This is a genomic window from Isoptericola dokdonensis DS-3, from assembly GCF_001636295.1.
GTDB classification, from domain to species: domain Bacteria; phylum Actinomycetota; class Actinomycetes; order Actinomycetales; family Cellulomonadaceae; genus Isoptericola; species Isoptericola dokdonensis.
In genome coordinates this window covers 1,724,386-1,748,542 of the sequence record NZ_CP014209.1, presented here as the reverse complement: position 1 = coordinate 1,748,542, position 24,157 = coordinate 1,724,386, and the positions used below count along the sequence as shown (strand labels likewise).

At 69.1% G+C, this 24,157-nt stretch carries 24 protein-coding genes; all 24 read left to right on the top strand.

Going from position 1 to position 24,157, the window contains the following annotated elements; translation table 11 throughout:
- Window positions 1-4: 4 nt before the first annotated feature.
- A complete protein-coding gene (locus I598_RS08200; protein ID WP_068202541.1) occupies window positions 5-2,581 on the top strand; it encodes a CHAT domain-containing protein in 2,577 nt (858 codons plus the stop codon).
- A gap of 263 nt (window positions 2,582-2,844) precedes the next feature.
- Window positions 2,845-3,375 carry a 50S ribosomal protein L10 gene (gene rplJ / locus I598_RS08195; protein ID WP_068202540.1) on the top strand — a complete coding sequence of 177 codons (531 nt, stop codon included), beginning with the start codon at window positions 2,845-2,847 and terminating at the stop codon, window positions 3,373-3,375.
- 81 nt (window positions 3,376-3,456) lie between these two features.
- Window positions 3,457-3,846: a 50S ribosomal protein L7/L12 gene (gene rplL / locus I598_RS08190; RefSeq protein ID WP_068202539.1), complete on the top strand. Its 390-nt coding sequence runs from the start codon at window positions 3,457-3,459 to the stop codon at window positions 3,844-3,846.
- A 526-nt stretch (window positions 3,847-4,372) separates the two neighbouring features.
- Window positions 4,373-7,885 (top strand): DNA-directed RNA polymerase subunit beta, encoded by a 3,513-nt coding sequence (gene rpoB / locus I598_RS08185; protein WP_068202538.1) that lies wholly within the window; start codon window positions 4,373-4,375, stop codon window positions 7,883-7,885.
- 59 nt (window positions 7,886-7,944) lie between these two features.
- The gene (locus I598_RS08180; protein ID WP_068202537.1) at window positions 7,945-11,829 is read left to right on the top strand and encodes a DNA-directed RNA polymerase subunit beta'; all 3,885 of its coding nucleotides are present in this window, start codon (window positions 7,945-7,947) and stop codon (window positions 11,827-11,829) included.
- A 564-nt stretch (window positions 11,830-12,393) separates the two neighbouring features.
- Window positions 12,394-12,768, top strand: a complete 375-nt coding sequence (rpsL, locus tag I598_RS08175; RefSeq protein WP_068202536.1) for a 30S ribosomal protein S12 — start codon at window positions 12,394-12,396, stop codon at window positions 12,766-12,768.
- Window positions 12,768-13,238 carry a 30S ribosomal protein S7 gene (gene rpsG / locus I598_RS08170; protein ID WP_068202535.1) on the top strand — a complete coding sequence of 157 codons (471 nt, stop codon included), beginning with the start codon at window positions 12,768-12,770 and terminating at the stop codon, window positions 13,236-13,238. Before rpsL ends, rpsG begins: the two co-directional genes overlap by 1 nt.
- A 113-nt stretch (window positions 13,239-13,351) precedes the next feature.
- Entirely contained in the window at window positions 13,352-15,454 is a 2,103-nt protein-coding gene (fusA, locus tag I598_RS08165) for an elongation factor G (protein ID WP_068202534.1), read from the top strand.
- Window positions 15,455-15,578: 124 nt separating this feature from the next.
- A complete protein-coding gene (gene tuf / locus I598_RS08160) occupies window positions 15,579-16,775 on the top strand; it encodes an elongation factor Tu (protein WP_068202533.1) in 1,197 nt (398 codons plus the stop codon).
- Window positions 16,776-17,243: 468 nt separating this feature from the next.
- A complete protein-coding gene (gene rpsJ / locus I598_RS08155) occupies window positions 17,244-17,552 on the top strand; it encodes a 30S ribosomal protein S10 (protein WP_013837837.1) in 309 nt (102 codons plus the stop codon).
- Between the two features lie 16 nt (window positions 17,553-17,568).
- Entirely contained in the window at window positions 17,569-18,222 is a 654-nt protein-coding gene (rplC, locus tag I598_RS08150; RefSeq protein ID WP_068202532.1) for a 50S ribosomal protein L3, read from the top strand.
- Window positions 18,223-18,227: 5 nt separating this feature from the next.
- The gene (gene rplD / locus I598_RS08145) at window positions 18,228-18,875 is read left to right on the top strand and encodes a 50S ribosomal protein L4 (protein ID WP_068202531.1); all 648 of its coding nucleotides are present in this window, start codon (window positions 18,228-18,230) and stop codon (window positions 18,873-18,875) included.
- Entirely contained in the window at window positions 18,872-19,174 is a 303-nt protein-coding gene (gene rplW / locus I598_RS08140; RefSeq protein ID WP_068202530.1) for a 50S ribosomal protein L23, read from the top strand. Before rplD ends, rplW begins: the two co-directional genes overlap by 4 nt.
- A 31-nt stretch (window positions 19,175-19,205) precedes the next feature.
- Complete coding sequence (gene rplB, locus I598_RS08135) at window positions 19,206-20,042, top strand: 50S ribosomal protein L2 (protein WP_068202529.1); 837 nt, start codon at window positions 19,206-19,208, stop codon at window positions 20,040-20,042.
- 15 nt (window positions 20,043-20,057) lie between these two features.
- Entirely contained in the window at window positions 20,058-20,339 is a 282-nt protein-coding gene (gene rpsS / locus I598_RS08130; protein ID WP_068202528.1) for a 30S ribosomal protein S19, read from the top strand.
- A gap of 54 nt (window positions 20,340-20,393) precedes the next feature.
- Window positions 20,394-20,762, top strand: a complete 369-nt coding sequence (gene rplV / locus I598_RS08125; protein ID WP_068202527.1) for a 50S ribosomal protein L22 — start codon at window positions 20,394-20,396, stop codon at window positions 20,760-20,762.
- Entirely contained in the window at window positions 20,762-21,595 is an 834-nt protein-coding gene (gene rpsC, locus I598_RS08120; protein WP_068202526.1) for a 30S ribosomal protein S3, read from the top strand. The genes rplV and rpsC overlap by 1 nt, the downstream gene beginning before the upstream one ends.
- A gap of 3 nt (window positions 21,596-21,598) precedes the next feature.
- A complete protein-coding gene (rplP, locus tag I598_RS08115; protein WP_068202525.1) occupies window positions 21,599-22,018 on the top strand; it encodes a 50S ribosomal protein L16 in 420 nt (139 codons plus the stop codon).
- The gene (gene rpmC, locus I598_RS08110) at window positions 22,018-22,257 is read left to right on the top strand and encodes a 50S ribosomal protein L29 (RefSeq protein WP_068202524.1); all 240 of its coding nucleotides are present in this window, start codon (window positions 22,018-22,020) and stop codon (window positions 22,255-22,257) included. The genes rplP and rpmC overlap by 1 nt, the downstream gene beginning before the upstream one ends.
- Window positions 22,258-22,264: 7 nt before the next feature.
- A complete protein-coding gene (gene rpsQ / locus I598_RS08105; protein WP_068202523.1) occupies window positions 22,265-22,549 on the top strand; it encodes a 30S ribosomal protein S17 in 285 nt (94 codons plus the stop codon).
- 136 nt (window positions 22,550-22,685) lie between these two features.
- The gene (rplN, locus tag I598_RS08100) at window positions 22,686-23,054 is read left to right on the top strand and encodes a 50S ribosomal protein L14 (protein ID WP_068202522.1); all 369 of its coding nucleotides are present in this window, start codon (window positions 22,686-22,688) and stop codon (window positions 23,052-23,054) included.
- A 2-nt stretch (window positions 23,055-23,056) separates the two neighbouring features.
- A complete protein-coding gene (rplX, locus tag I598_RS08095; RefSeq protein WP_068202521.1) occupies window positions 23,057-23,398 on the top strand; it encodes a 50S ribosomal protein L24 in 342 nt (113 codons plus the stop codon).
- Window positions 23,398-23,970, top strand: coding sequence for a 50S ribosomal protein L5 (gene rplE, locus I598_RS08090; protein ID WP_068202520.1), 573 nt, complete (start codon window positions 23,398-23,400; stop codon window positions 23,968-23,970). The genes rplX and rplE overlap by 1 nt, the downstream gene beginning before the upstream one ends.
- A gap of 1 nt (window position 23,971) precedes the next feature.
- Entirely contained in the window at window positions 23,972-24,157 is a 186-nt protein-coding gene (locus tag I598_RS08085) for a type Z 30S ribosomal protein S14 (RefSeq protein WP_013837851.1), read from the top strand.

The following is a 24,157-nucleotide window of genomic DNA, read 5'->3' as shown; positions in this document are numbered from 1 at the left end:
CCGGGTGACGAGCAGGACGGTTCTCGACACGCGCCTGCGCGAGGCGCAGGAGCTCAACGCGGCCTCCCGGGTCCGGCCCGCCTCGAAGGCGTTCCGCGCGCTGCTGCGCGACGTCGCGCCCCTCGACCCGGCGACGGTGGGCTCGTGGGTGGTGGAGCTGCGCGTCCGCGCCCTGGTGGGTGAGGCGTCCTGTGTGCACGCCCTCACCGGGGACCTGACCGCGGCGCGTCGGATGATCGACGAGGCGCTCCAGGTCGCCCAGGACGCCGACGACCAGCGGCTGGCCGCGGTGGCCCACGGTCAGCACGGGCTCCTCCTGCTGTGGTCCGGGGAACCGCACCGTGCCGTCTCCGCGTTCGACCGGGCGCTGGCGGGGGTCGCGCCGGAGAACCACCGTGACCGGGCGGTCCTGCACATCAACCGGGCGGCGGCGGGCCTGGAGAACGGTGCGCTGGACGACGTGGTCGCGGACCACGAGCGCGCCCTCCACCATGCCCGCGCGATCGGCCACGAACGGTACGAGGCGTTCGCCGGCTTCAACCTCGGGTACGCGTACTACCGGCAGGGCGACTTCCCGGCGGCGCTGGCCGAGCTCGAGACGGCGGTACGCCGCAACCCGGACGGCCGCGACGGATGGTCGGAGGTCACGCGGGCGCAGGTGCTGGTCGATGCCGGGCTCGTCTCCGAGGCGGAGCAGGTGCTGGCGGACTCGGCCGGTCTGCTGGCCGTCGACAACCTCGCCGGGGAGGTCGCCGACGCGCTGTACACGCGCGCCCTGTGCGCGCTGCTCCTGCGACGGCCCGACGAGGCGGCGCGCTGGGCGCGGCAGGCGCGCCGGGCGTTCGCGCGGGTCGGCAACACGACGTGGGCGCTGCAGGCCCAGGTGGTCGAGCTCGAGGCGCGCCTGTCCCAGGATCGCCGTGCCCGCACCTCACGACGCGCCACGCTCCTGCGCCGGAGCGACGAGGCACTGGCCCTCGCCCGTGCCGGCGACGACCGTGGCCCGGCCGCGGTGGCCGGGGTGTCGGTGGCCGCCCGGCTGCTCGCCGCGGAATGGGCGCTGCTCGCCCGGGACACGGACCGGGCGTCCGCCGTCCTCGCCGAGGCACCGCGCCGGCTCACGGCGTGCCCCCTGCCGCTGCGGTTGCACCACGAGTCGGTGCGCGCGCAGCTCGCGTTCGCCGTCGGCGACCGCCGGGCCGGGCTGGCGGCGGTCCGCCGCGGTCACGACGTCCTCGCCGACCATCGTGCCCGGCTCGGCTCGGTGGACGCGGTGACGGCCGCTGCGACGCACGGCGCCCGGCTGGCGGTCGTCGACGTGGAGGCGGCCCTGTCGACAGGACGGCCGGGGACCGTGTTCGACGCGACCGAGCGGGGGCGGGCGGCGTTCGCCGGTGCCGCGCGGGTGCGCCCGCCCGAGGACCCGGAGCTGGCGGACCTCATGGCGCGCGCCCGGCGCGCCGCCGAGGAGGCGCGCGAGCTCGGCGCGGGCGAGGGTGACGACGCGCAGGAGGCGGCCCGCAAGACGATGGAGGCCCGGCGGCTCCAGGAGCGTGCGCGGCAGCGGTCGTGGCAGCTCGGCGGGTCCGCGGGCGGGCTGGTGCCCCGTCCCGCCACGGCGCGCGGGGTGAGCGCCGGGCTGGCCGCGGAGCCTCGGGACGCCGCGGTGGTGTCGTTCCTGCTCCGGGACCGCGTGACGGCCGTGCGGGTCGACGCCCGCGGGTCCCGGCTCGTCGAGCTGGCGCCCCAGGCCGAGGTCACCGAGCTCTCCCGCCGTGTCCGCCAGGACCTCGAGGTGCTGGCGAACCGGCTCATCCCCGCACCGATGCGCCAGGTCGCCGCCCAGTCCGCGCGGCGTTCGCTCTCCCGTCTCGACGAGATGCTGCTGGTGCCCCTGGAGGTCGAGGGGCCGCTCTACGTGGCGGCGCGCGACGGGCTGCTGTCCCTGCCCTGGCAGTCGCTGCCGTCCCGCGACAGGCGGGCGACGCGGGTCCACTCCTGGGTCGACCTGCGCGAGACCCCGGTGGCGTCGCACCGGCGCGGTGCCCTCGTGGTGGGTGGGCCCGACCTGGAGTCGGCGGAGCGCGAGGCCGGGCTGGTGGCGGGGGAGTGGGACGAGGCCGTGCTCCTCACCGGCGCGGACGCGACCTGCGCCGCGACGACGGCCGAGCTGTCGCGGGCGGCCGTCGTGCACGTCGCCGCGCACGGCGTCCACGAGCCCGACAACCCGTTGTTCTCCTGCGTCCGGCTGGCCGACGGGCCGCTGTTCGCCCACGAGCTCGACGGTGTGGACCTGGGGGGAGCGGTGGTCGTGCTGTCGGCCTGCGAGGTCGGGCGCGCCTCGACCCGGGTGGGCGGGGAGCCGCTGGGGCTCAAGAGCGTCCTGCTCCGGCTCGGCGCCCGCGCGGTCATCGCGTCGGTCGCCCCGCTGCGGGACGACGTCGCCGCTCGGGTGATGCCGCGCCTGCACGCTGCGCTGGCCGCCGGGGAGGCGCCGGCGGCGGCGCTGGCCGCCGCCGTCGAACCGGAGGACGAGCCCGTCCCGCTCGTCTGCTACGGCCCGCTTCCGCTGCCGGTGTGACGAGGACCTCCTCCCGCAGGGTTCGAGCGCGGGCGCAGGTCGTGTAAGGTTCTCGAGTAACCCAAGACCGCCGGTCGTCGGACGCTGCCCAGGTTCGCCTGAGACGCTGAAGACCGAAGTCCCGCCACGGAGCGGAGACCAGCGCAGGTGACACGACGACGATCACGCGGCCTGGCCGCGGAGTCCGAGCCCCGTGCGCACCGGCGCCGGGGCTCTTCTCTTTGTCCGGGGTGGACGGCGGCTCCACCATCGGAAGGATTGCCATGGCGAGGCCGGACAAGGCAGCCGCCGTCGCGGAGATCGCGGACAAGCTCCGTAGCTCCAACGCGGCCGTGCTGACCGAGTACCGCGGGCTCACCGTCACGCAGCTCCAGGAGCTGCGGCGGTCGCTGCGCGGCAACGCAACCTACGCCGTGGTGAAGAACACGCTGACCACCATCGCGGCCAAGGAAGCCGGTGTCGAGGGTCTCGACGCCGAGCTTGCCGGACCGTCCGCGATCGCCTTCGTGACCGGTGACCCGGTCGAGGCGGCCAAGGGTCTGCGTGACTTCGCCAAGGCGAACCCCGCGCTGGTCATCAAGGGCGGTGTCCTCGACGGCGCCCCCCTGACCGCTGCGGAGATCACCAAGCTCGCGGACCTCGAGTCCCGCGAGGTCCTGCTGGCCAAGGCGGCCGGCGTGATGAAGGCCAAGATCAGCCAGGCTGCCTACGCCTTCACCGCCAAGCCCGCCCAGGTCGCCCGCGTCATCGATGCCCTGCGTCAGAAGCAGGAATCGGCTGGTGTCGCTGCCTGACCAGGCGGCGCACCGACACACCACCCCTGCTTCTGGCGGGCCTGACTGGCCCGTGAAGCGCTGACTGAAAGGAACGCCATCATGGCGAAGCTCAGCACCGAAGAGCTCCTGTCCGTCTTCGAGGAGCTCACCCTCATCGAGCTCTCCGAGTTCGTGAAGGCCTTCGAGGAGAAGTTCGACGTCACCGCTGCCGCCCCGGCCGCCGTGGCCGTGGCCGCCCCCGCGGGTGGCGCCGGCGACGCCGCCGCCGAGGAGGAGAAGGACGAGTTCGACGTCGTCCTGACCGCCGCCGGTGACAAGAAGATCCAGGTCATCAAGGAGGTGCGCGCGCTCACGTCCCTCGGTCTCAAGGAGGCCAAGGACCTGGTCGACGGCGCCCCGAAGCCCGTCCTGGAGGGCGTCAACAAGGAGACCGCCGAGAAGGCCAAGGCTGCCCTCGAGGGCGCCGGCGCCTCCATCGAGCTCAAGTGAGCCGTGCGGCCCAGCCGCACCTCACGGTGACCGCGGTCTGACCGCGGACGCTCCCAGAACGGCCCGCACCCCTCGGGGTGCGGGCCGTTCTGTCGTGCGTGAACCCGCCCGGTGGGCCCGGCGGACGCGGTGGGGGACGGTTCGTGAAGGTCTGCGGGAGTGTGAGCAAACCCTCCGCCCGAAGGGTGGCGACGTCGCACCGAGGCGGGTAACGTTGGTGGGTACCGTTTCTTGGGCGGCATATGGCGGCCACCGAGACAACGTCCTCAGATCCGTGAAACCCGAGGACGTCTGCTCGCGCGCCCACGCGGGTGGACTTGTTCGACGGTTTCGGCTACGCTAGCGCTTTGCGCTCGACTGTGCCCCGACGCTCCCACCACGCCGACGACGTCCTCGCCCCGCCACCACGTGTGACTCTCCGGACTCACCGCGTGACGCTCGGGCGCGGTCCTCGCCCCCGCGGCCCCGGTGCCCGTCGCACGACCGAGCGTACAGCGTGCCATCGAACTGCAGGGAAGGACCCCTCTTGGCTGCCTCGCGCACCCCTTCTGCTCCGTCCGCCGACGCCATCGCGAACCGTACCGCCTCCCGCCGCGTCTCCTTCGCCAGGATCCACGAGCCCCTCGCCGCTCCGGACCTCCTCGGATTGCAGGTCGAGAGCTTCGACTGGCTCCTCGGCAACGAGGCGTGGCAGTCCCGTGTCGCGGCCGCCCTCGAGGCCGGCCGCCACGACGTCCCCGAGTCCTCCGGCCTGGAGGAGATCTTCGAGGAGATCTCCCCGATCGAGGACTTCGGCCAGTCGATGTCGCTCTCCTTCTCCAACCACCGCTTCGAGCCCCCGAAGTACACGGTGGACGAGTGCAAGGAGAAGGACTTCACCTACGCGGCCCCGCTGTTCGTCACCGCCGAGTTCGTCAACTACACGACCGGTGAGATCAAGAGCCAGACGGTCTTCATGGGCGACTTCCCGCTCATGACCGACCGCGGCACCTTCGTCATCAACGGCACCGAGCGCGTCGTCGTCTCGCAGCTCGTCCGCTCGCCGGGCGTGTACTTCGAGCGCACCCCCGACAAGACCAGCGACAAGGACATCTTCTCCGCGAAGATCATCCCCTCGCGCGGCGCCTGGCTCGAGTTCGAGATCGACAAGCGCGACGCCGTCGGCGTGCGCGTCGACCGCAAGCGCAAGCAGCCGGTCACCGTGCTGCTCAAGGCGCTCGGCATGACCGAGGCGGAGATCCGCGAGGAGTTCACCGACTTCCCCGCCGTGCTCGACACCCTCGAGAAGGACCACGTCCACACCCAGGACGAGGCCCTCGTCGACCTCTACCGCAAGATCCGCCCGGGCGAGCCGCCCACGGTCGAGGCCGGTCGCGCGCTGCTGGAGAACTTCTACTTCAACTCCAAGCGCTACGACCTCGCGAAGGTCGGCCGCTACAAGCTGAACAAGAAGCTCGGCGTCTCCGCCGAGCTCTCCGACAGCACGCTGGCCGTCACCGACGTCGTCGCGACGATCAAGTACATGGCCGCGCTGCACGCCGACATGACGACGATGGCCGGCACCAAGGACGGCGAGCCCGTCGACGTGCGCGTCGAGACCGACGACATCGACCACTTCGGCAACCGTCGCATCCGCGCGGTGGGCGAGCTCATCCAGAACCAGGTGCGCACCGGCCTGTCCCGCATGGAGCGCGTCGTCCGTGAGCGCATGACGACCCAGGACGTCGAGGCGATCACGCCGCAGACCCTGATCAACATCCGCCCGGTCGTGGCGTCCATCCGCGAGTTCTTCGGCACGTCGCAGCTCTCGCAGTTCATGGACCAGAACAACCCGCTGGCCGGCCTGACGCACAAGCGCCGCCTGTCCGCGCTCGGCCCGGGCGGTCTGTCCCGCGACCGCGCCGGCATGGAGGTCCGTGACGTCCACCCGTCGCACTACGGCCGCATGTGCCCGATCGAGACGCCGGAAGGCCCGAACATCGGCCTCATCGGCTCGCTCGCGTCCTTCGGTCGCATCAACCCGTTCGGCTTCATCGAGACCCCGTACCGCAAGGTCGTCGCGGGTCGCGTGACCGACGAGGTCGTCTACCTCACCGCGGACGACGAGGACCGGCACGTCATCGCGCAGGCCAACACCGGCCTCGCCGAGGACGGCACGTTCCTCACCGACCGCGTCCTGGTCCGCACCAAGGGCGGCGAGACGGACGACGTCCTCGCCTCCGACGTGGACTACATGGACGTCTCGCCGCGCCAGATGGTGTCGGTCGCGACGGCCCTCATCCCGTTCCTCGAGCACGACGACGCGAACCGCGCGCTCATGGGCGCGAACATGCAGCGCCAGGCGGTGCCGCTGGTCCGCTCGGAGGCCCCGCTCGTCGGCACCGGCATGGAGCGTCGTGCCGCCGTCGACGCCGGTGACGTCATCGTCGCCGCCAAGCCGGGCGTCGTGGCGCAGGTGTCGGCCGACCTCATCACGGTCGAGAACGACGACGCGACCACCACCACGTACCGCGTGGCGAAGTTCCGCCGCTCGAACCAGGGCACGTCGTACAACCAGCGCGTGCTGGTCGACGCCGGCCAGCGGGTCGAGGTCGGCTCCGTGCTGGCCGACGGCCCGGCGACCGACGAGGGCGACCTCGCGCTCGGCCGCAACCTGCTCGTGGCGTTCATGTCGTGGGAGGGTCACAACTACGAGGACGCGATCATCCTGTCGCAGCGCCTCGTGGAGGACGACGTCCTGTCCTCGATCCACATCGAGGAGCACGAGGTCGACGCCCGCGACACGAAGCTCGGGCCCGAGGAGATCACGCGGGACATCCCGAACGTCTCCGAGGAGGTCCTGGCGGACCTCGACGAGCGCGGCGTGATCCGCATCGGTGCCGAGGTCGGCGCCGGCGACGTGCTGGTCGGCAAGGTCACCCCCAAGGGCGAGACCGAGCTCACCCCGGAGGAGCGCCTGCTGCGCGCCATCTTCGGCGAGAAGGCCCGCGAGGTCCGCGACACGTCCCTCAAGGTGCCCCACGGCGAGTCCGGCACGGTCATCGGCGTGCGCGAGTTCAACCGGGAGGACGGCGACGAGCTGCCCGCCGGCGTGAACCAGCTGGTCCGCGTCTACATCGCCAACCGCCGCAAGATCACGGTGGGCGACAAGCTGGCCGGCCGTCACGGCAACAAGGGCGTCATCTCCAAGATCCTGCCGCAGGAGGACATGCCGTTCCTCGCCGACGGCACGCCCGTGGACATCGTGCTCAACCCGCTGGGTGTGCCGGGTCGTATGAACGTCGGTCAGGTCCTCGAGACCCACCTGGGCTGGGTCGCCAGCCGTGGCTGGGACGTCGAGCTGGCCGAGGGTGACGACCTGTCGTGGCGCGACAAGCTGCCGGAGCACGCCAAGCGCTCCGAGCCGGGTGTCCCGGTGGCGACGCCGGTCTTCGACGGCCTGGAGGAGGACGCCCTGCGCGGCCTCATCTCCACCACGCTGCCGAACCGCGACGGCGACCGCATGGTCGGCCACGACGGCAAGGCGCCGCTGTTCGACGGCCGCTCCGGCGAGCCGTTCCCGGACCCGGTCTCCGTGGGCTACATGTACATCCTCAAGCTGCACCACCTGGTCGACGACAAGATCCACGCGCGCTCGACCGGCCCGTACTCGATGATCACGCAGCAGCCGCTGGGTGGTAAGGCGCAGTTCGGCGGTCAGCGTTTCGGCGAGATGGAGGTGTGGGCGCTCGAGGCGTACGGCGCCGCGTACACCCTCCAGGAGCTGCTCACCATCAAGTCCGACGACATCCCGGGCCGCGTCAAGGTCTACGAGGCGATCGTCAAGGGCGAGAACATCCCGGACTCGGGCATCCCCGAGTCGTTCAAGGTGCTCCTCAAGGAGATGCAGTCCCTCTGCCTGAACGTCGAGGTGCTCTCGAGCGACGGTGTCTCCATCGAGATGAAGGAGTCCGACGACGAGGTGTACCGCGCGGCGGAGGAGCTCGGCATCGACCTGTCCCGCCGTCCGAACTCGGCGACCACGGTCGACGAGATCTGATCCAGCGACCAGCTGAACACCACGGATATTTCGAAAGAGCTTTGAGGAAGTAGGACATCTTGCTCGACGTCAACGTCTTCGACGAGCTTCGCATCGGCCTGGCCACGGCCGACGACATCCGCGCCTGGTCGCACGGAGAGGTCAAGAAGCCCGAGACCATCAACTACCGCACCCTGAAGCCGGAGAAGGACGGGCTCTTCTGCGAGAAGATCTTCGGTCCGACCCGGGACTGGGAGTGCTACTGCGGCAAGTACAAGCGCGTGCGCTTCAAGGGCATCATCTGCGAGCGCTGCGGCGTCGAGGTGACCCGTTCGAAGGTCCGCCGTGAGCGCATGGGCCACATCGAGCTGGCCGCCCCGGTCACGCACATCTGGTTCTTCAAGGGTGTGCCGTCCCGCCTGGGCTACCTGCTCGACCTGGCGCCGAAGGACCTGGAGAAGGTCATCTACTTCGCGGCCTACATGATCACGTGGGTCGACGACGAGGCCCGCCAGGAAGACCTCCCCAACCTCCAGAACGAGATCGACCTGGAGAAGAAGGAGATCACCGACCGCCGCGACAACGACATCAACGCCCGCGCGCTCAAGCTCGAGCAGGACATCGCCGAGCTCGAGGCCGAGGGTGCCAAGGCCGACGCGCGCCGCAAGGTCCGCGACTCGGCCGAGCGCGAGATGGCGCAGCTGCGCAAGCGTTCCGACGCGGAGCTCGACCGTCTCGACCAGGTCTGGGACCGCTTCAAGAACCTCAAGGTCGCCGACCTCGAGGGCGACGAGATGCTGTACCGCCAGCTCGTCGACCGCTTCGGCACCTACTTCGAGGGCTCGATGGGCGCCGCGGCGATCCAGAAGCGCCTCGAGAGCTTCGACCTGGTCGCCGAGGCCGAGTCGCTGCGCGAGACCATCCGCTCCGGCAAGGGGCAGCGCAAGACCCGTGCGCTGAAGCGCCTCAAGGTCGTCAACGCGTTCCTCACGACGACGAACTCGCCGTCGGCGATGGTCCTGGACGCCGTCCCGGTCATCCCGCCGGACCTGCGCCCGATGGTGCAGCTGGACGGTGGCCGCTTCGCGACCTCCGACCTGAACGACCTGTACCGCCGCGTGATCAACCGCAACAACCGGCTCAAGCGTCTGCTCGATCTCGGCGCGCCGGAGATCATCGTCAACAACGAGAAGCGGATGCTCCAGGAGGCCGTCGACTCGCTGTTCGACAACGGCCGCCGCGGCCGCCCCGTCACGGGCCCCGGCAACCGTCCGCTGAAGTCGATCTCCGACATGCTCAAGGGCAAGCAGGGCCGGTTCCGCCAGAACCTGCTCGGCAAGCGCGTCGACTACTCGGGCCGTTCGGTCATCGTCGTCGGCCCGCAGCTCAAGCTGCACCAGTGCGGCCTGCCGAAGCAGATGGCGCTCGAGCTGTTCAAGCCCTTCGTCATGAAGCGGCTCGTGGAGCTCAACCACGCGCAGAACATCAAGTCGGCCAAGCGCATGGTCGAGCGCACCCGCGCGGTCGTGTGGGACGTGCTCGAGGAGGTCATCACCGAGCACCCGGTGCTGCTGAACCGTGCACCCACGCTGCACCGTCTCGGCATCCAGGCGTTCGAGCCGCAGCTCGTCGAGGGCAAGGCCATCCACCTGCACCCGCTCGTCTGCGGCGCGTTCAACGCCGACTTCGACGGTGACCAGATGGCCGTGCACCTGCCGCTGAGCGCCGAGGCGCAGGCCGAGGCCCGCATCCTCATGCTGTCGAGCAACAACATCCTCAAGCCGTCGGACGGCCGTCCGGTGACCATGCCCTCGCAGGACATGATCATCGGTCTGCACCACCTGACGGCGGACCGTCCCGGCGCCAAGGGCGAGGGCCGCGTGTTCTCGTCGCAGGCCGAGGCCATCATGGCGTTCGACCGCGGCGAGCTCGACATCAACGCGACCATCAAGCTGCGCGTCGACGACCTGGTGCCGCCGAGCCACGGCTTCGAGGCCCCCGAGGGCTGGGAGCCCGGCCAGACGCTGCTGTTCGAGACCAGCCTGGGCCGCACCCTGTTCAACGAGGCGCTGCCCGTCGACTACCCGTTCCAGAACGAGGTCGTCGGCAAGAAGGAGCTCTCGGCGATCGTCAACGACCTCGCCGAGCGCTACCCGAAGGTGGACGTCGCGACGTCGCTGGACGCGCTCAAGGACGCCGGCTACCGCTGGGCCACGCGCTCCGGTGTCACCATCGCGATCTCCGACGTCGCGATGCCGACGGAGAAGAACGAGATCCTCGACGAGCACGAGGCGCGTGCGCTGAAGGTCCAGGGCCAGTACGAGAAGGGCCTGATCACCGACGACGAGCGCCGTCAGGAGCTCATCGAGATCTGGACCCAGGCGACCGACAAGATCGCCGCGGTCATGCGCGAGAACCTGGAGAACGACGAGCGGAACACCCTGTACCGCATGGTCTCCTCCGGTGCCCGTGGTAACTGGATGCAGGTCCGCCAGATCGCCGGCATGCGCGGCCTCGTGGCGAACCCGAAGGGCGAGATCATCCCCCGCCCGATCAAGTCCAACTACCGCGAGGGCCTGTCCGTCCTCGAGTACTTCATCGCCTCGCACGGTGCCCGCAAGGGTCTGGCCGACACGGCGCTGCGTACCGCGGACTCCGGCTACCTCACGCGTCGTCTCGTCGACGTGTCGCAGGACGTCATCATCCGTGAGGACGACTGCGGCACCGAGCGCGGCCTGACGCTGCCCGTCGCGGAGCGCATCGGTGACCAGCTGGTCCCCGACGGCCGCGTCGAGACGTCGATCTATTCGCGCTCGTTCGCGACCGACGTCGTGGCCGCCGACGGCACCGTCATCGCCGCCGCCGGCTCGGACGCCGGTGACGTCGTCATCGGCGAGGTCATCGCCGCGGGCATCGAGGAGGTCAAGGTCCGCTCGGTCCTGACCTGCGAGTCCCGCGTCGGCACCTGCGCCAAGTGCTACGGCCGCTCCCTGGCCACCGGCAAGCTCGTGGACATCGGCGAAGCCGTCGGCATCATCGCCGCGCAGTCCATCGGTGAGCCGGGCACGCAGCTGACCATGCGTACCTTCCACACCGGTGGTGTCGCCTCCGCGGAGGACATCACGCAGGGTCTGCCGCGTGTCACGGAGCTCTTCGAGGCCCGCACCCCCAAGGGTGAGGCCCCGATCGCCGAGTACAACGGCCGCGTCGCGATCGAGGACACGGAGCGCACGCGCCACCTCGTCCTCACCCCGGACGACGGCGGCGAGGAGATCCGGTACCCGGTCACCAAGCGTGCCCGTCTGCTCATCGCGGACGGCGACCACGTGACGGTCGGCACCCAGCTCGTCCAGGGCGCCGTCGACCCGAAGAAGGTGCTGCGCATCCTCGGCCCGCGCGCCACCCAGCGTCAGCTGGTGGACGCGGTGCAGGAGACCTACCGGTCGCAGGGCGTGGACATCCACGACAAGCACATCGAGGTCATCGTGCGGCAGATGCTGCGTCGCGTGACCGTGCTCGACGCGGGTGACGCCGCCCTGCTGCCGGGTGAGCTCGCCGAGCGCACCCGCTTCGAGGACGCCAACCGCAAGGCCGTGGCGGAGGGTGGCCAGCCGGCCTCCGGCCGTCCGGAGCTCATGGGCATCACGAAGGCCTCGCTCGCCACCGACTCGTGGCTCTCGGCCGCCTCCTTCCAGGAGACGACCCGGGTGCTCACCGAGGCGGCGATGAGCGGTCGTCGTGACCCGCTGCTCGGCCTCAAGGAGAACGTCATCCTCGGTAAGCTCATCCCGGCCGGCACGGGCCTCGCCCGCTACCGGAACATCGACGTGGAGCCGACCGAGCAGGCCAAGGCGGAGCTCTACCCGAGCTTCGGCTACGACGAGATCGACTTCCCGACGCTGGGCGGCATGGGCTCGGGCGAGGCGATCCCGCTGGAGGACCTGGACTTCGGCGACTTCCGCTGATCCTTTCTCGGTGCGGCGCGGGGGGACCCGCCGTCCGACCGGTCGCGTTCACGGGCGCTTCGCGCCCTCCACTTCGGGAGAGCGCACGACCGGTCGGACGGCGGGTCCCCCCGCGCCGTCGCCGTCCCACCTCACAGCCGTCCTCCGGCGCGACCGCCGGGGGACGGCTCTGGGCGGCGGGGGAGCGGTGCTCCCACCGACCGCTCGACGGGGTGGGCGACGGACGTCACAGGACGGCCGGCGTCCCACCCTTTGACCCCGCTTGCTTCCGCGGGTAATCTTGGAAGCCGTGCCCGTGCTGTCGTGCCGTGCATCCACCGAGGCTTCGGACGTGAGTCCGTCGAGATCGGGAGGACGCGCCGCCGACGTCGTGCGGGGGCATCCCGGGTGAACGTTCGGACCGCCGTGTGCGGACGAGCGCGCTCGGGCCATCGAGCCGGTGGTACGTGGCGTCGCGGTCCTTCGAGGACCGCGTGTGCCGCATGCGATCGGCACGCACAAGCCAGACAGACCACCGTCGGGGACCGCCCGGTCCCCGTGAGCTCGAGAGACGACGGAGACGTAGTGCCTACGATCCAGCAGCTCGTCCGCAAGGGCCGGACCTCGAAGGCCGGGAAGTCCAAGACTCCGGCCCTCAAGGGTTCCCCGCAGCGGCGCGGCGTGTGCACCCGTGTGTACACCACCACCCCCAAGAAGCCGAACTCGGCGCTCCGCAAGGTTGCGCGTGTGAAGCTCTCCTCCGGCATCGAGGTCACCGCCTACATCCCCGGTGTCGGCCACAACCTCCAGGAGCACTCCATCGTGCTCGTGCGCGGCGGCCGTGTGAAGGACCTTCCCGGCGTCCGCTACAAGATCGTGCGCGGCGCGCTCGACACCCAGGGTGTCAAGGGCCGCAAGCAGGCGCGTTCCCGCTACGGCGCGAAGAAGGAGAAGGCCTGATGCCTCGTAAGGGTCCGGCCCCGAAGCGGCCGCTCATCGTCGACCCCGTGTACGGGTCGCCCGTCGTCACGCAGCTGATCAACAAGGTCCTGCTCGACGGCAAGAAGTCCACCGCCGAGTCGATCGTCTACGGCGCCCTCGAGGGCGTCCGTGCGAAGACCGACCAGGACCCGGTCGTCGTGCTCAAGCGCGCGCTCGAGAACGTCCGCCCGGCGCTCGAGGTCCGCTCCCGCCGTGTCGGTGGCGCGACCTACCAGGTGCCGGTCGAGGTGCGCCCCACGCGCTCCACGACGCTCGCGCTGCGCTGGCTCACCGACTTCTCGCGCGCCCGTCGCGAGAAGACGATGACCGAGCGTCTGATGAACGAGATCCTCGACGCCTCGAACGGCCTCGGTGCCGCGGTCAAGCGCCGTGAGGACATGCACAAGATGGCCGAGTCGAACAAGGCCTTCGCGCACTACCGCTGGTGATGCGCACGGACGACCCCGGGGGATCCCCGGGGTCGTCCGCGGATCCGGAGCCGGCCCGCCGGCGGGTCTCCGGCACCGGTTCCCCGACCCACTGACCCGAGGGGTAAGACACCGTGGCACTCGACGTGCTGACCGACCTGAACAAGGTCCGCAACATCGGCATCATGGCCCACATCGATGCCGGCAAGACCACCACCACCGAGCGCATCCTGTTCTACACCGGTGTGAACTACAAGATCGGTGAGACGCACGACGGTGCGTCGACGATGGACTGGATGGAGCAGGAGCAGGAGCGCGGCATCACGATCACGTCCGCCGCGACGACCTGCTACTGGAACGACAACCAGATCAACATCATCGACACCCCCGGGCACGTCGACTTCACCGTCGAGGTGGAGCGCTCGCTCCGCGTGCTCGACGGCGCCGTCGCCGTGTTCGACGGCAAGGAGGGCGTCGAGCCCCAGTCGGAGACCGTCTGGCGCCAGGCCGACAAGTACGACGTCCCGCGCATCTGCTTCGTCAACAAGATGGACAAGCTGGGTGCCGACTTCTACTTCACGGTCAAGACGATCGTCGAGCGCCTCAAGGCCAAGCCGCTGGTCATCCAGCTGCCGATCGGCTCCGAGAACGACTTCACCGGTGTCGTCGACCTGCTGCAGATGAAGGCGCTGGTCTGGCACGGCGAGACCGCCCTCGGTGAGAAGTACGAGGTCGAGGAGATCCCCGCCGACCTCCAGGAGAAGGCGGAGCAGTACCGCGCCGAGCTCGTCGAGGCCGTCGCCGAGTCCGACGACGACCTGCTCGAGAAGTTCCTCGGTGGCGAGGAGCTCACGATCGACGAGATCAAGGGCGGCATCCGCAAGCTCGTCATCAACTCCGAGGCCTTCCCGGTGCTGTGCGGTTCGGCGTTCAAGAACAAGGGCGTCCAGCCCATGCTCGACGCCGTCATCGACTACCTCCCGTCGCCGATCGACGTCCCGGCCGTCCAGGGCCACGACGTCAAGGACCCCGAGCTGGTCGTCGAGCGTCACGCCGACGCCTCCGAGCCCTTCTCGGCCCTCGCCTTCAAGGTCGCCACGCACCCGTTCTTCGGCAAGCTCACCTACGTCCGCGTGTACTCGGGCAAGGTCGAGCAGGGCGCCCAGGTGTACAACACCACGAAGGACAAGAAGGAGCGCATCGGCAAGCTCTTCCAGATGCACTCCAACAAGGAGAACCCGGTCCCCGAGGCGCAGGCGGGCCACATCTACGCGTTCATCGGCCTCAAGGACGTCACCACCGGTGACACCCTGAGCGACCCGAACGACAAGGTCATCCTCGAGTCGATGACCTTCCCGGAGCCGGTCATCGACGTGGCCATCGAGCCGAAGACGAAGGCCGACCAGGAGAAGCTCTCCACGGCGATCCAGAAGCTCGCCGAGGAGGACCCGACGTTCCGCGTGAAGCTGGACGAGGAGACCGGCCAGACCGTCATCGGCGGCATGGGCGAGCTCCACCTCGACATCCTCGTCGACCGCATGCGTCGCGAGTTCAAGGTCGAGGCCAACGTCGGCAAGCCGCAGGTCGCGTACCGCGAGACGATCCGCCGCACGGCGGAGAAGATCGACTACACGCACAAGAAGCAGACCGGTGGCTCGGGTCAGTTCGCGAAGGTCCAGGTGACCTTCGAGCCGCTGGAGACCACGGAGGGCGAGCTCTACGAGTTCGCCAACGCGGTCACCGGTGGTCGCGTGCCGCGTGAGTACATCCCCTCGGTGGACGCCGGTATCCAGGCGGCCATGCAGCAGGGTGTCCTCGCCGGCTTCCCGGTGGTCGGGGTCAAGGCCACGCTCATCGACGGTGCCTACCACGACGTCGACTCCTCGGAGATGGCGTTCAAGATCGCCGGTTCGATGGTGTTCAAGGAGGGTGTCCGCCGGGCCGACCCGGTCCTGCTGGAGCCCGTCATGGCCGTCGAGGTGCGCACGCCCGAGGAGTACATGGGTGACGTCATCGGCGACCTCAACTCCCGTCGTGGGCTGATCCAGTCCATGGAGGACGCGACCGGCGTCAAGGTCGTTCGCGCCCAGGTGCCGCTGAGCGAGATGTTCGGGTACATCGGTGACCTGCGTTCCAAGACGCAGGGCCGCGCCGTGTACTCGATGCAGTTCGACAGCTACGCCGAGGTCCCCAAGGCTGTGGCTGAGGAGATCATCAAGAAGACCCGGGGCGAGTGAGTCCCCACAGGTCGACCACCTGCACAACCATCAACCTGTAGGAACCGCAACGCCCGCAGGGTTAGGCTTGATCGCCGAGCCTCGCAATCGTTCGGAACATCTACCCAAGTCCCAGGAGGACACAGTGGCTAAGGCCAAGTTCGAGCGGACCAAGCCGCACGTCAACATCGGCACGATCGGTCACGTCGACCACGGTAAGACGACGCTGACCGCCGCGATCTCGAAGACGCTTGCGGACACGTACCCCGACCTGCCCGCGAACGTCCAGCGCAACTTCGACGAGATCGACGCCGCGCCGGAGGAGAAGCAGCGCGGCATCACGATCAACATCGCGCACATCGAGTACGAGACGCCGGCGCGCCACTACGCGCACGTCGACGCCCCGGGTCACGCCGACTACATCAAGAACATGATCACCGGTGCGGCCCAGATGGACGGCGCCATCCTCGTGGTCGCCGCCACCGACGGCCCGATGGCGCAGACGCGTGAGCACGTCCTCCTGGCCCGCCAGGTGGGTGTCCCCTACCTGCTCGTGGCGCTGAACAAGGCCGACATGGTCGACGACGAGGAGATCCTCGAGCTCGTCGAGATGGAGGTCCGCGAGCTGCTGTCGTCGCAGGAGTTCGACGGCGACAACGCGCCGGTCGTCCGCGTCTCCGGCCTCAAGGCCCTCGAGGGCGACCCCGAGTGGACCGCCAAGGTCATCGAGCTCATGAACGCCGTGGACGAGAACGTCCCGGAGCCGGAGCGCGACCTCGACAAGCCGTTCCTCATGCCGATCGAGGACGTCTTCACCATCACCGGCCGCGGCACCGTCGTGACCGGCAAGGTGGAGCGCGGCACCCTCGACCTCAACTCCGAGGTCGAGATCGTCGGTATCCGCAACCCGCAGAAGACCACGGTCACGGGTATCGAGACCTTCCACAAGCAGATGGACCAGGCCCAGGCGGGCGACAACACCGGTCTGCTGCTGCGTGGTCTCAAGCGCGAGGACGTCGAGCGCGGCCAGGTCGTCGTGAAGCCGGGTTCGATCACCCCGCACACGAACTTCGAGGCGCAGGTCTACATCCTGGGCAAGGACGAGGGCGGCCGTCACAACCCGTTCTACTCGAACTACCGTCCGCAGTTCTACTTCCGGACCACGGACGTCACCGGCGTCATCACGCTGCCCGAGGGCACCGAGATGGTCATGCCCGGCGACAACACCGAGATGTCGGTCGAGCTGATCCAGCCGATCGCCATGGAGGAGGGCCTCGGCTTCGCCATCCGTGAGGGTGGCCGCACGGTCGGTTCCGGCCGTGTCACCAAGATCAACAAGTGATCTGACGATCACCTGCTGATCCTGGGGAGCTGACGCTCCACGCGGTCCTGCCGAGACCCGGATCCCGTCCGCGGGGTCCGGGTCTCGGTGCGTCCGGCGTCACACCCGTCAGGGGTTGGAATCCCTGGGGCGGGTATGGCAAGATAGTCAAGTTGCCTGTCACGGGCGCGTTCTTTCTCGTGTCGAACAGTGTGTAGCACCGCGGTGCACCTCAGGACCTCAGGTCGGTGGTGCACCAGTGCGATGGCCCTCCGGTGGAGGGGATCGTGGGATGCCGGCTGTCGACGCGCACGAGCGCCCCACGAGCACCAGTGTTCGACAGGCTCGACAAACGTCGTGGTCCGCTCCCGCGGACCACATCCACGGCCCCCGCCGTCCTGGCATGCGCCCGGTTGTGTCCAGCAATGCGACACGCCCGAGCGCGGGGGTCGGACAGTAGCGGTTCGAGAGAGAGAGTCAGACGACGCCATGGCGGGACAGAAGATCCGCATCCGGCTCAAGTCCTACGACCACGAGGTCATCGACAGCTCGGCGCGCAAGATCGTCGACACGGTGACTCGCGCTGGTGCGACGGTCGTGGGTCCGGTGCCGCTGCCGACGGAGAAGAATGTCTTCACCGTCATCCGGTCGCCTCACAAGTACAAGGACAGCCGCGAGCACTTCGAGATGCGCACGCACAAGCGGCTCATCGACATCATCGACCCCACGCCGAAGGCCGTCGACTCGCTCATGCGTATCGACCTGCCGGCCGACGTGAACATCGAGATCAAGCTCTGAGGCTGGGGGATACATCATGACCAACCAGCAGAAGAACGTGACCGCGGTGCTCGGCACCAAGCTCGGCATGACGCAGACCTGGAACGAGGACGGCAAGCTCGTCCCCGTCACGGTCGTCGCCGTCCCCACCAACGTGGTGACGCAGGTCCGCAACGGTGACGTGGACGGCTACGCGGCCATCCAGCTCGCCGCCGGCCAGATCGACCCGCGCAAGGTCACCAAGCCGCTCAAGGGCCACTTCGAGAAGGCCGGCGTCACGCCGCGCCGCCACGTGGCCGAGATCCGTACCGAGGACGCCGCCGAGTTCACGCTCGGCCAGGAGATCACCGCCGCCGCCTTCGAGGCGGGCGTCGTGGTCGACGTCGTCGGCACCACCAAGGGCAAGGGCACCGCGGGCGTCATGAAGCGCCACGGCTTCTCCGGCGTCGGCGCCTCGCACGGTGCGCACCGCAACCACCGCAAGCCGGGTTCGATCGGCGGCGCCTCCACGCCGTCGCGCGTCTTCCGCGGCATGCGCATGGCCGGTCGCATGGGCCACGCCCGCAAGACCGTCCAGAACCTGACCGTCCACGCGGTCGACGCGGAGAAGGGCCTGCTGCTCGTCAAGGGCGCCGTCCCCGGCCCCAAGGGTGGCGTCGTCCTCGTCCGTACCGCCGCGAAGGGAGCCTGAGCATCATGGCTAACCTGACCGTCGACGTGCTCGACGCCGCGGGCAAGAAGGCCGGCACCGCCGAGCTTCCCGCCGAGGTGTTCGACGTCGAGACGAACGTCCCGCTGATCCACCAGGTCGTCGTCGCGCAGCGCGCGGCGGCTCGCCAGGGGACCGCGTCCACCAAGACCCGCGGCGAGGTCCGCGGCGGTGGCCGCAAGCCGTACAAGCAGAAGGGCACCGGCCGCGCCCGTCAGGGTTCGACCCGCGCCCCGCAGTTCGCCGGCGGTGGCACCGTCCACGGCCCGCAGCCGCGCAGCTACGACCAGCGGACCCCCAAGAAGATGAAGGCCGCCGCCCTGCGTGGCGCCCTCTCCGACCGCGCTCGCGCCGGTCGCGTGCACGTCGTGTCGGGCTTCGGCCTCGACGGCGCGCCGTCGACCAAGACCGCGCTCGGCACGCTCGCCGCGCTGACCTCCCGCACCCACGTGCTGGTCGTCACCGAGCGCTCGGACGAGCTGACCATCAAGTCGCTCCGCAACCTCGAGCAGGTCCACCTGCTCAGCGCGGACCAGCTGAACACGTACGACGTCCTCGTCTCCGACGACGTCGTCTTCACGCAGGACGCGCTCGCCGCGTTCCTCGCGCCGAAGACCGAGGAGGCCACCAAGTGACCGCCGTGACGAAGGACCCGCGCGACATCCTGATCGCGCCGGTCGTCTCCGAGAAGTCCTACAACCTCCTCGACGAGGGCAAGTACACCTTCGTCGTGGACCCGAGCGCCAACAAGACCGAGATCAAGATCGCGGTCGAGAAGGTCTTCGGGGTCAAGGTCGCCTCGGTGAACACGATCAACCGCAAGGGCAAGGCGCGTCGTACGCGCTACGGCCTGGGCAAGCGCAAGGACACGAAGCGTGCGATCGTCACCCTCCGCGAGGGTTCGATCGACATCTTCGGCGGTCCGGTCGGCTGACCCGGACGAGAGCAGATCGAGGACTACTTCCATGGGAATCCGTAAGCACAAGCCGACAACGCCTGGCCGTCGCGGCTCGAGCGTCGCCGACTTCGTCGAGATCACTCGCTCGCAGCCGGAGAAGTCGCTGGTTCGCCCGCTGTCGAAGACCGGCGGTCGCAACAACTCCGGTCGCATCACCACCCGTCACAAGGGTGGTGGCCACAAGCGTGCGTACCGCGTGATCGACTTCCGTCGCCACGACAAGGACGGCGTGCCCGCCAAGGTCGCGCACATCGAGTACGACCCCAACCGCACGGCGCGCATCGCGCTCCTGCACTACGCGGACGGCACCAAGCGCTACATCATCGCGCCGAACAAGCTGTCCCAGGGTGACGTGGTCGAGGCCGGCGCCGGCGCCGACATCAAGCCCGGCAACAACCTGCCGCTGCGCAACATCCCGACGGGTACCGTCATCCACGCCGTCGAGCTCCGCCCCGGTGGCGGCGCCAAGATCGCCCGCTCCGCGGGTGCCTCGGTGCAGCTCGTCGCGAAGGACGGCCCGTACGCGCAGCTGCGCATGCCGTCCGGCGAGATCCGCAACGTCGACCTGCGCTGCCGCGCCACGGTCGGCGAGGTGGGCAACGCCGAGCAGTCGAACATCAACTGGGGCAAGGCCGGCCGCATGCGCTGGAAGGGCGTCCGCCCGACCGTGCGTGGTGTCGTCATGAACCCGGTCGACCACCCGCACGGTGGTGGCGAGGGCAAGACCTCCGGTGGTCGCCACCCGGTCAGCCCGTGGGGCAAGCCCGAGGGCCGCACCCGCCGCCCCAACAAGTCCAGCGACCGGCTGATCGTCCGCCGTCGTCGCACCGGCAAGAAGCGCTGACAAGGAGCCTGACAGATGCCTCGTAGCCTGAAGAAGGGCCCCTTCATCGATGGCCACCTCCAGAAGAAGGTGGACGTCCAGAACGAGAAGGGGACCAAGAACGTCATCAAGACCTGGTCCCGCCGGTCGGTCATCACGCCCGACTTCCTCGGTCACACCTTTGCCGTGCACGACGGTCGCAAGCACGTCCCGGTCTTCGTGACCGAGTCGATGGTCGGGCACAAGCTGGGCGAGTTCGCCCCTACGCGGACCTTCCGCGGCCACGTGAAGGACGACAAGAAGGGTCGCCGCCGCTGACCTCGGGTCAGTGGTAGCGATCTGGACTGTCTGAGAAAAGGAAGCAGGACAGCAATGGAAGCCAAGGCGCAGGCGCGGTTCGTCCGTGTCACGCCCCAGAAGGCCCGGCGCGTCGTGGACCTCATCCGTGGCAAGCAGGCCGCCGAGGCCGTCGCGGTGCTGAAGTTCGCGCCGCAGGCGGCGAGCGAGCCGGTGCTGAAGGTCGTCGAGTCCGCGGTGGCGAACGCCCGGGTGAAGGCCGACCGCGCGAGCGAGCGCTTCGACGAGACGGAGCTCTTCGTCTCGGCGGCGTTCGTGGACGAGGGCCCGACGCTCAAGCGGTTCCGTCCGCGGGCCCAGGGGCGTGCGAGCCAGATCCTCAAGCGCACCAGCCACATCACCGTGGTCGTCGCACCGCGTGAGCAGAAGGAAGGGGCCCGATAGTGGGGCAGAAGATTCACCCGCACGGGTACCGCCTCGGCATCACCACCGACCACCGGTCGCGCTGGTTCGCCGACAGCACCAAGCCCGGTCAGCGGTACCGCGACTACGTCCGCGAGGACGTCGAGATCCGCAAGCTGATGAGCACCGGCCTCGAGCGGGCCGGCATCGCCAAGGTCGAGATCGAGCGCACCCGCGACCGCGTCCGCGTGGACATCCACACGGCGCGCCCGGGCATCGTCATCGGCCGTCGTGGCGCCGAGGCCGACCGCATCCGCGGCGAGCTCGAGAAGCTCACCGGCAAGCAGGTGCAGCTCAACATCCTCGAGGTCAAGAACGCCGAGATCGAGTCGCAGCTGGTCGCGCAGGGCATCGCCGAGCAGCTCGCGAGCCGTGTCTCCTTCCGTCGTGCCATGCGCAAGGGCATCCAGTCCGCGCAGCGCGCCGGCGCGAAGGGCATCCGCGTGCAGGTCTCGGGTCGTCTCGGCGGCGCCGAGATGAGCCGGTCGGAGTTCTACCGCGAGGGTCGCGTGCCGCTGCACACCCTTCGCGCGAACATCGACTACGGCTTCTTCGAGGCCCGCACGACCTTCGGCCGCATCGGCGTGAAGGTCTGGATCTACAAGGGCGACCTCACCGAGAAGGAGTTCGCCGCGCAGCAGGCGACCGCCGCTCCCCGCCAGGGCCGTGGGCCCCGTGGCGAGCGCGGTGGCGAGCGTCGTGGTGGTGCCGGTCGTCGTACCGAGCGCCCGCAGCGTCAGTCTGCCGACGCCCCTGCCGCGACCGACGCGCCGGCCGAGCAGGCCGCAGCGCCCGAGTCCGGAACGGAGGCCTGAGTCATGCTGATCCCCCGCAGGCTCAAGCACCGCAAGCAGCACCACCCGAAGCGCTCCGGCGCTGCCAAGGGTGGCACCACGATCTCGTTCGGTGACTTCGGCATCCAGGCTCTCGAGCCCGCCTACGTCACGAACCGCCAGATCGAGGCTGCTCGTATCGCGATGACCCGCCACATCAAGCGTGGCGGCAAGGTCTGGATCAACATCTACCCGGACCGTCCCCTCACGAAGAAGCCCGCCGAGACCCGCATGGGTTCCGGTAAGGGTTCCCCCGAGTGGTGGGTCGCCAACGTCAAGCCCGGCCGCATCGTCTTCGAGCTGGCCGGTGTCCCCGAGGAGCTCGCTCGCGAGGCCATGCGCCGCGCGATGCACAAGCTCCCGATGAAGTGCCGTTTCGTGGTGCGCGAGGGTGGTGCGAACTGATGGCTATCGGAACCCAGGGCCTGGCCCCGGCCGACCTCGACGGCTTCGACGACGAGACGCTCGTCGCGAAGGTCAAGGAGGCCAAGGAGGAGCTCTTCAACCTCCGCTTCCAGGCGGCCACCGGCCAGCTCGAGTCGCACGGCCGTCTCAAGGCGGTCAAGCGTGACATCTCGCGGATCTACACGGTCCTGCGTGAGCGCGAGCTCGGCATCCGTACGGCCCCGAGCGTGAGTGAGTGAGGCACTGATGAGCGAGAACACCGACACGGTGACCACCGAGGAGCGGGCTTCCCGCAAGGTGCGTCGCGGTTACGTCGTCAGCGACAAGATGGAGAAGACCATCGTCGTCGCGGTCGAGGACCGTGTGAAGCACCCCCTCTACGGCAAGGTCATGCGTCGCACCAACAAGGTGAAGGCGCACGACGAGCAGAACACCGCCGGCATCGGCGACCTGGTCGTCATCATGGAGACCCGCCCGCTGTCCGCGACCAAGCGGTGGCGCCTGGTGGAGATCCTCGAGAAGGCCAAGTAAGCACTCGACCTTCCCCGGTGGGGCGCCGGTGTGACACACGTATGCACCGGCCCCCCACCACAGCAACTATCCGTTCGGCAAGGCTCGCCCGGGACCTCCCGGGCCGAGAACCAGCTCGACGACAGGAGATCAATCGATGATCCAGCAGGAGTCGCGACTGCGTGTCGCCGACAACACGGGTGCCAAGGAGATTCTCTGCATCCGTGTTCTCGGTGGCTCCGGCCGTCGCTACGCCGGTATCGGCGACACCATCGTCGCCACCGTCAAGGACGCGATCCCGGGCGGCAACGTGAAGAAGGGTGACGTCGTCAAGGCGGTCGTCGTCCGGACCGTCAAGGAGCGCCGTCGTCCCGACGGTTCCTACATCAAGTTCGACGAGAACGCCGCCGTCATCCTCAAGAACGAGGGCGAGCCGCGTGGCACGCGCATCTTCGGGCCGGTCGGCCGCGAGCTGCGCGACAAGAAGTTCATGAAGATCATCTCGCTCGCACCGGAGGTGCTCTGACCATGGCCAAGATCAAGAAGGGCGACCAGGTGATCGTCATCGCCGGTCGCGACAAGGGCCTCACCGGTCGCGTGCTCGAGGTCCTCAAGGACTCCGACCGTGTCATCGTCGAGGGCGTCCAGCGCGTCACCAAGCACGTCAAGGCCGGCCAGTCGGCTCGTGGCACCCGCACGGGTGGCATCGAGACCGTCGAGGCGCCGATCCACGTGTCGAACGTGATGCTGGTTGACCCGGAGACGAAGAAGGGCACCCGCGTCGGGTTCCGCTCCGAGCAGGTCGAGCAGGACGGTCGCACCCGCACGGTGCGCGTCCGCGTCGCGAAGCGTTCCGGGAAGGACATCTGATGACCGAGACGACTCTCGAGGCCCCGGCCCTGCCGCGCCTCAAGCAGAAGTACCGCGAGGAGATCCTCTCCGCGCTCCTCGAGGAGTTCGGCCACGCCAACGTCCAGCAGGTCGCCGGTCTGACGAAGATCGTCGTCAACATGGGTGTCGGTGACGCGGCCAAGGACTCGAAGCTGATCGAGGGCGCGATCCGCGACCTGACCGCCATCACCGGTCAGAAGCCGCAGGTCAACCGCGCCAAGAAGTCCATCGCGCAGTTCAAGCTGCGTGAGGGCATGCCGATCGGCGCGCACGTCACGCTGCGCGGCGACCGCATGTGGGAGTTCCTCGACCGTCTGCTGTCGACCGCGCTGCCTCGCATCCGCGACTTCCGTGGTCTGAGCCCGAAGCAGTTCGACGGGCACGGCAACTACACGTTCGGCCTCACGGAGCAGTCGATGTTCCACGAGATCGACCAGGACAAGATCGACCGTGTCCGCGGTATGGACATCACGATCGTGACGACGGCGACGACCGACGACGAGGGCCGCTCCCTGCTGCGCCGTCTCGGCTTCCCCTTCAAGGAGAACTGACATGGCGAAGAAGGCCCTGATCAACAAGGCGAACGCCAAGCCGAAGTTCGCCGTGCGCGCCTACACGCGGTGCCAGCGGTGCGGTCGTCCGCACTCGGTGTACCGCAAGTTCGGCCTGTGCCGCATCTGCCTGCGGGAGATGGCCCACCGTGGCGAGCTCCCCGGCGTCACCAAGAGCAGCTGGTAA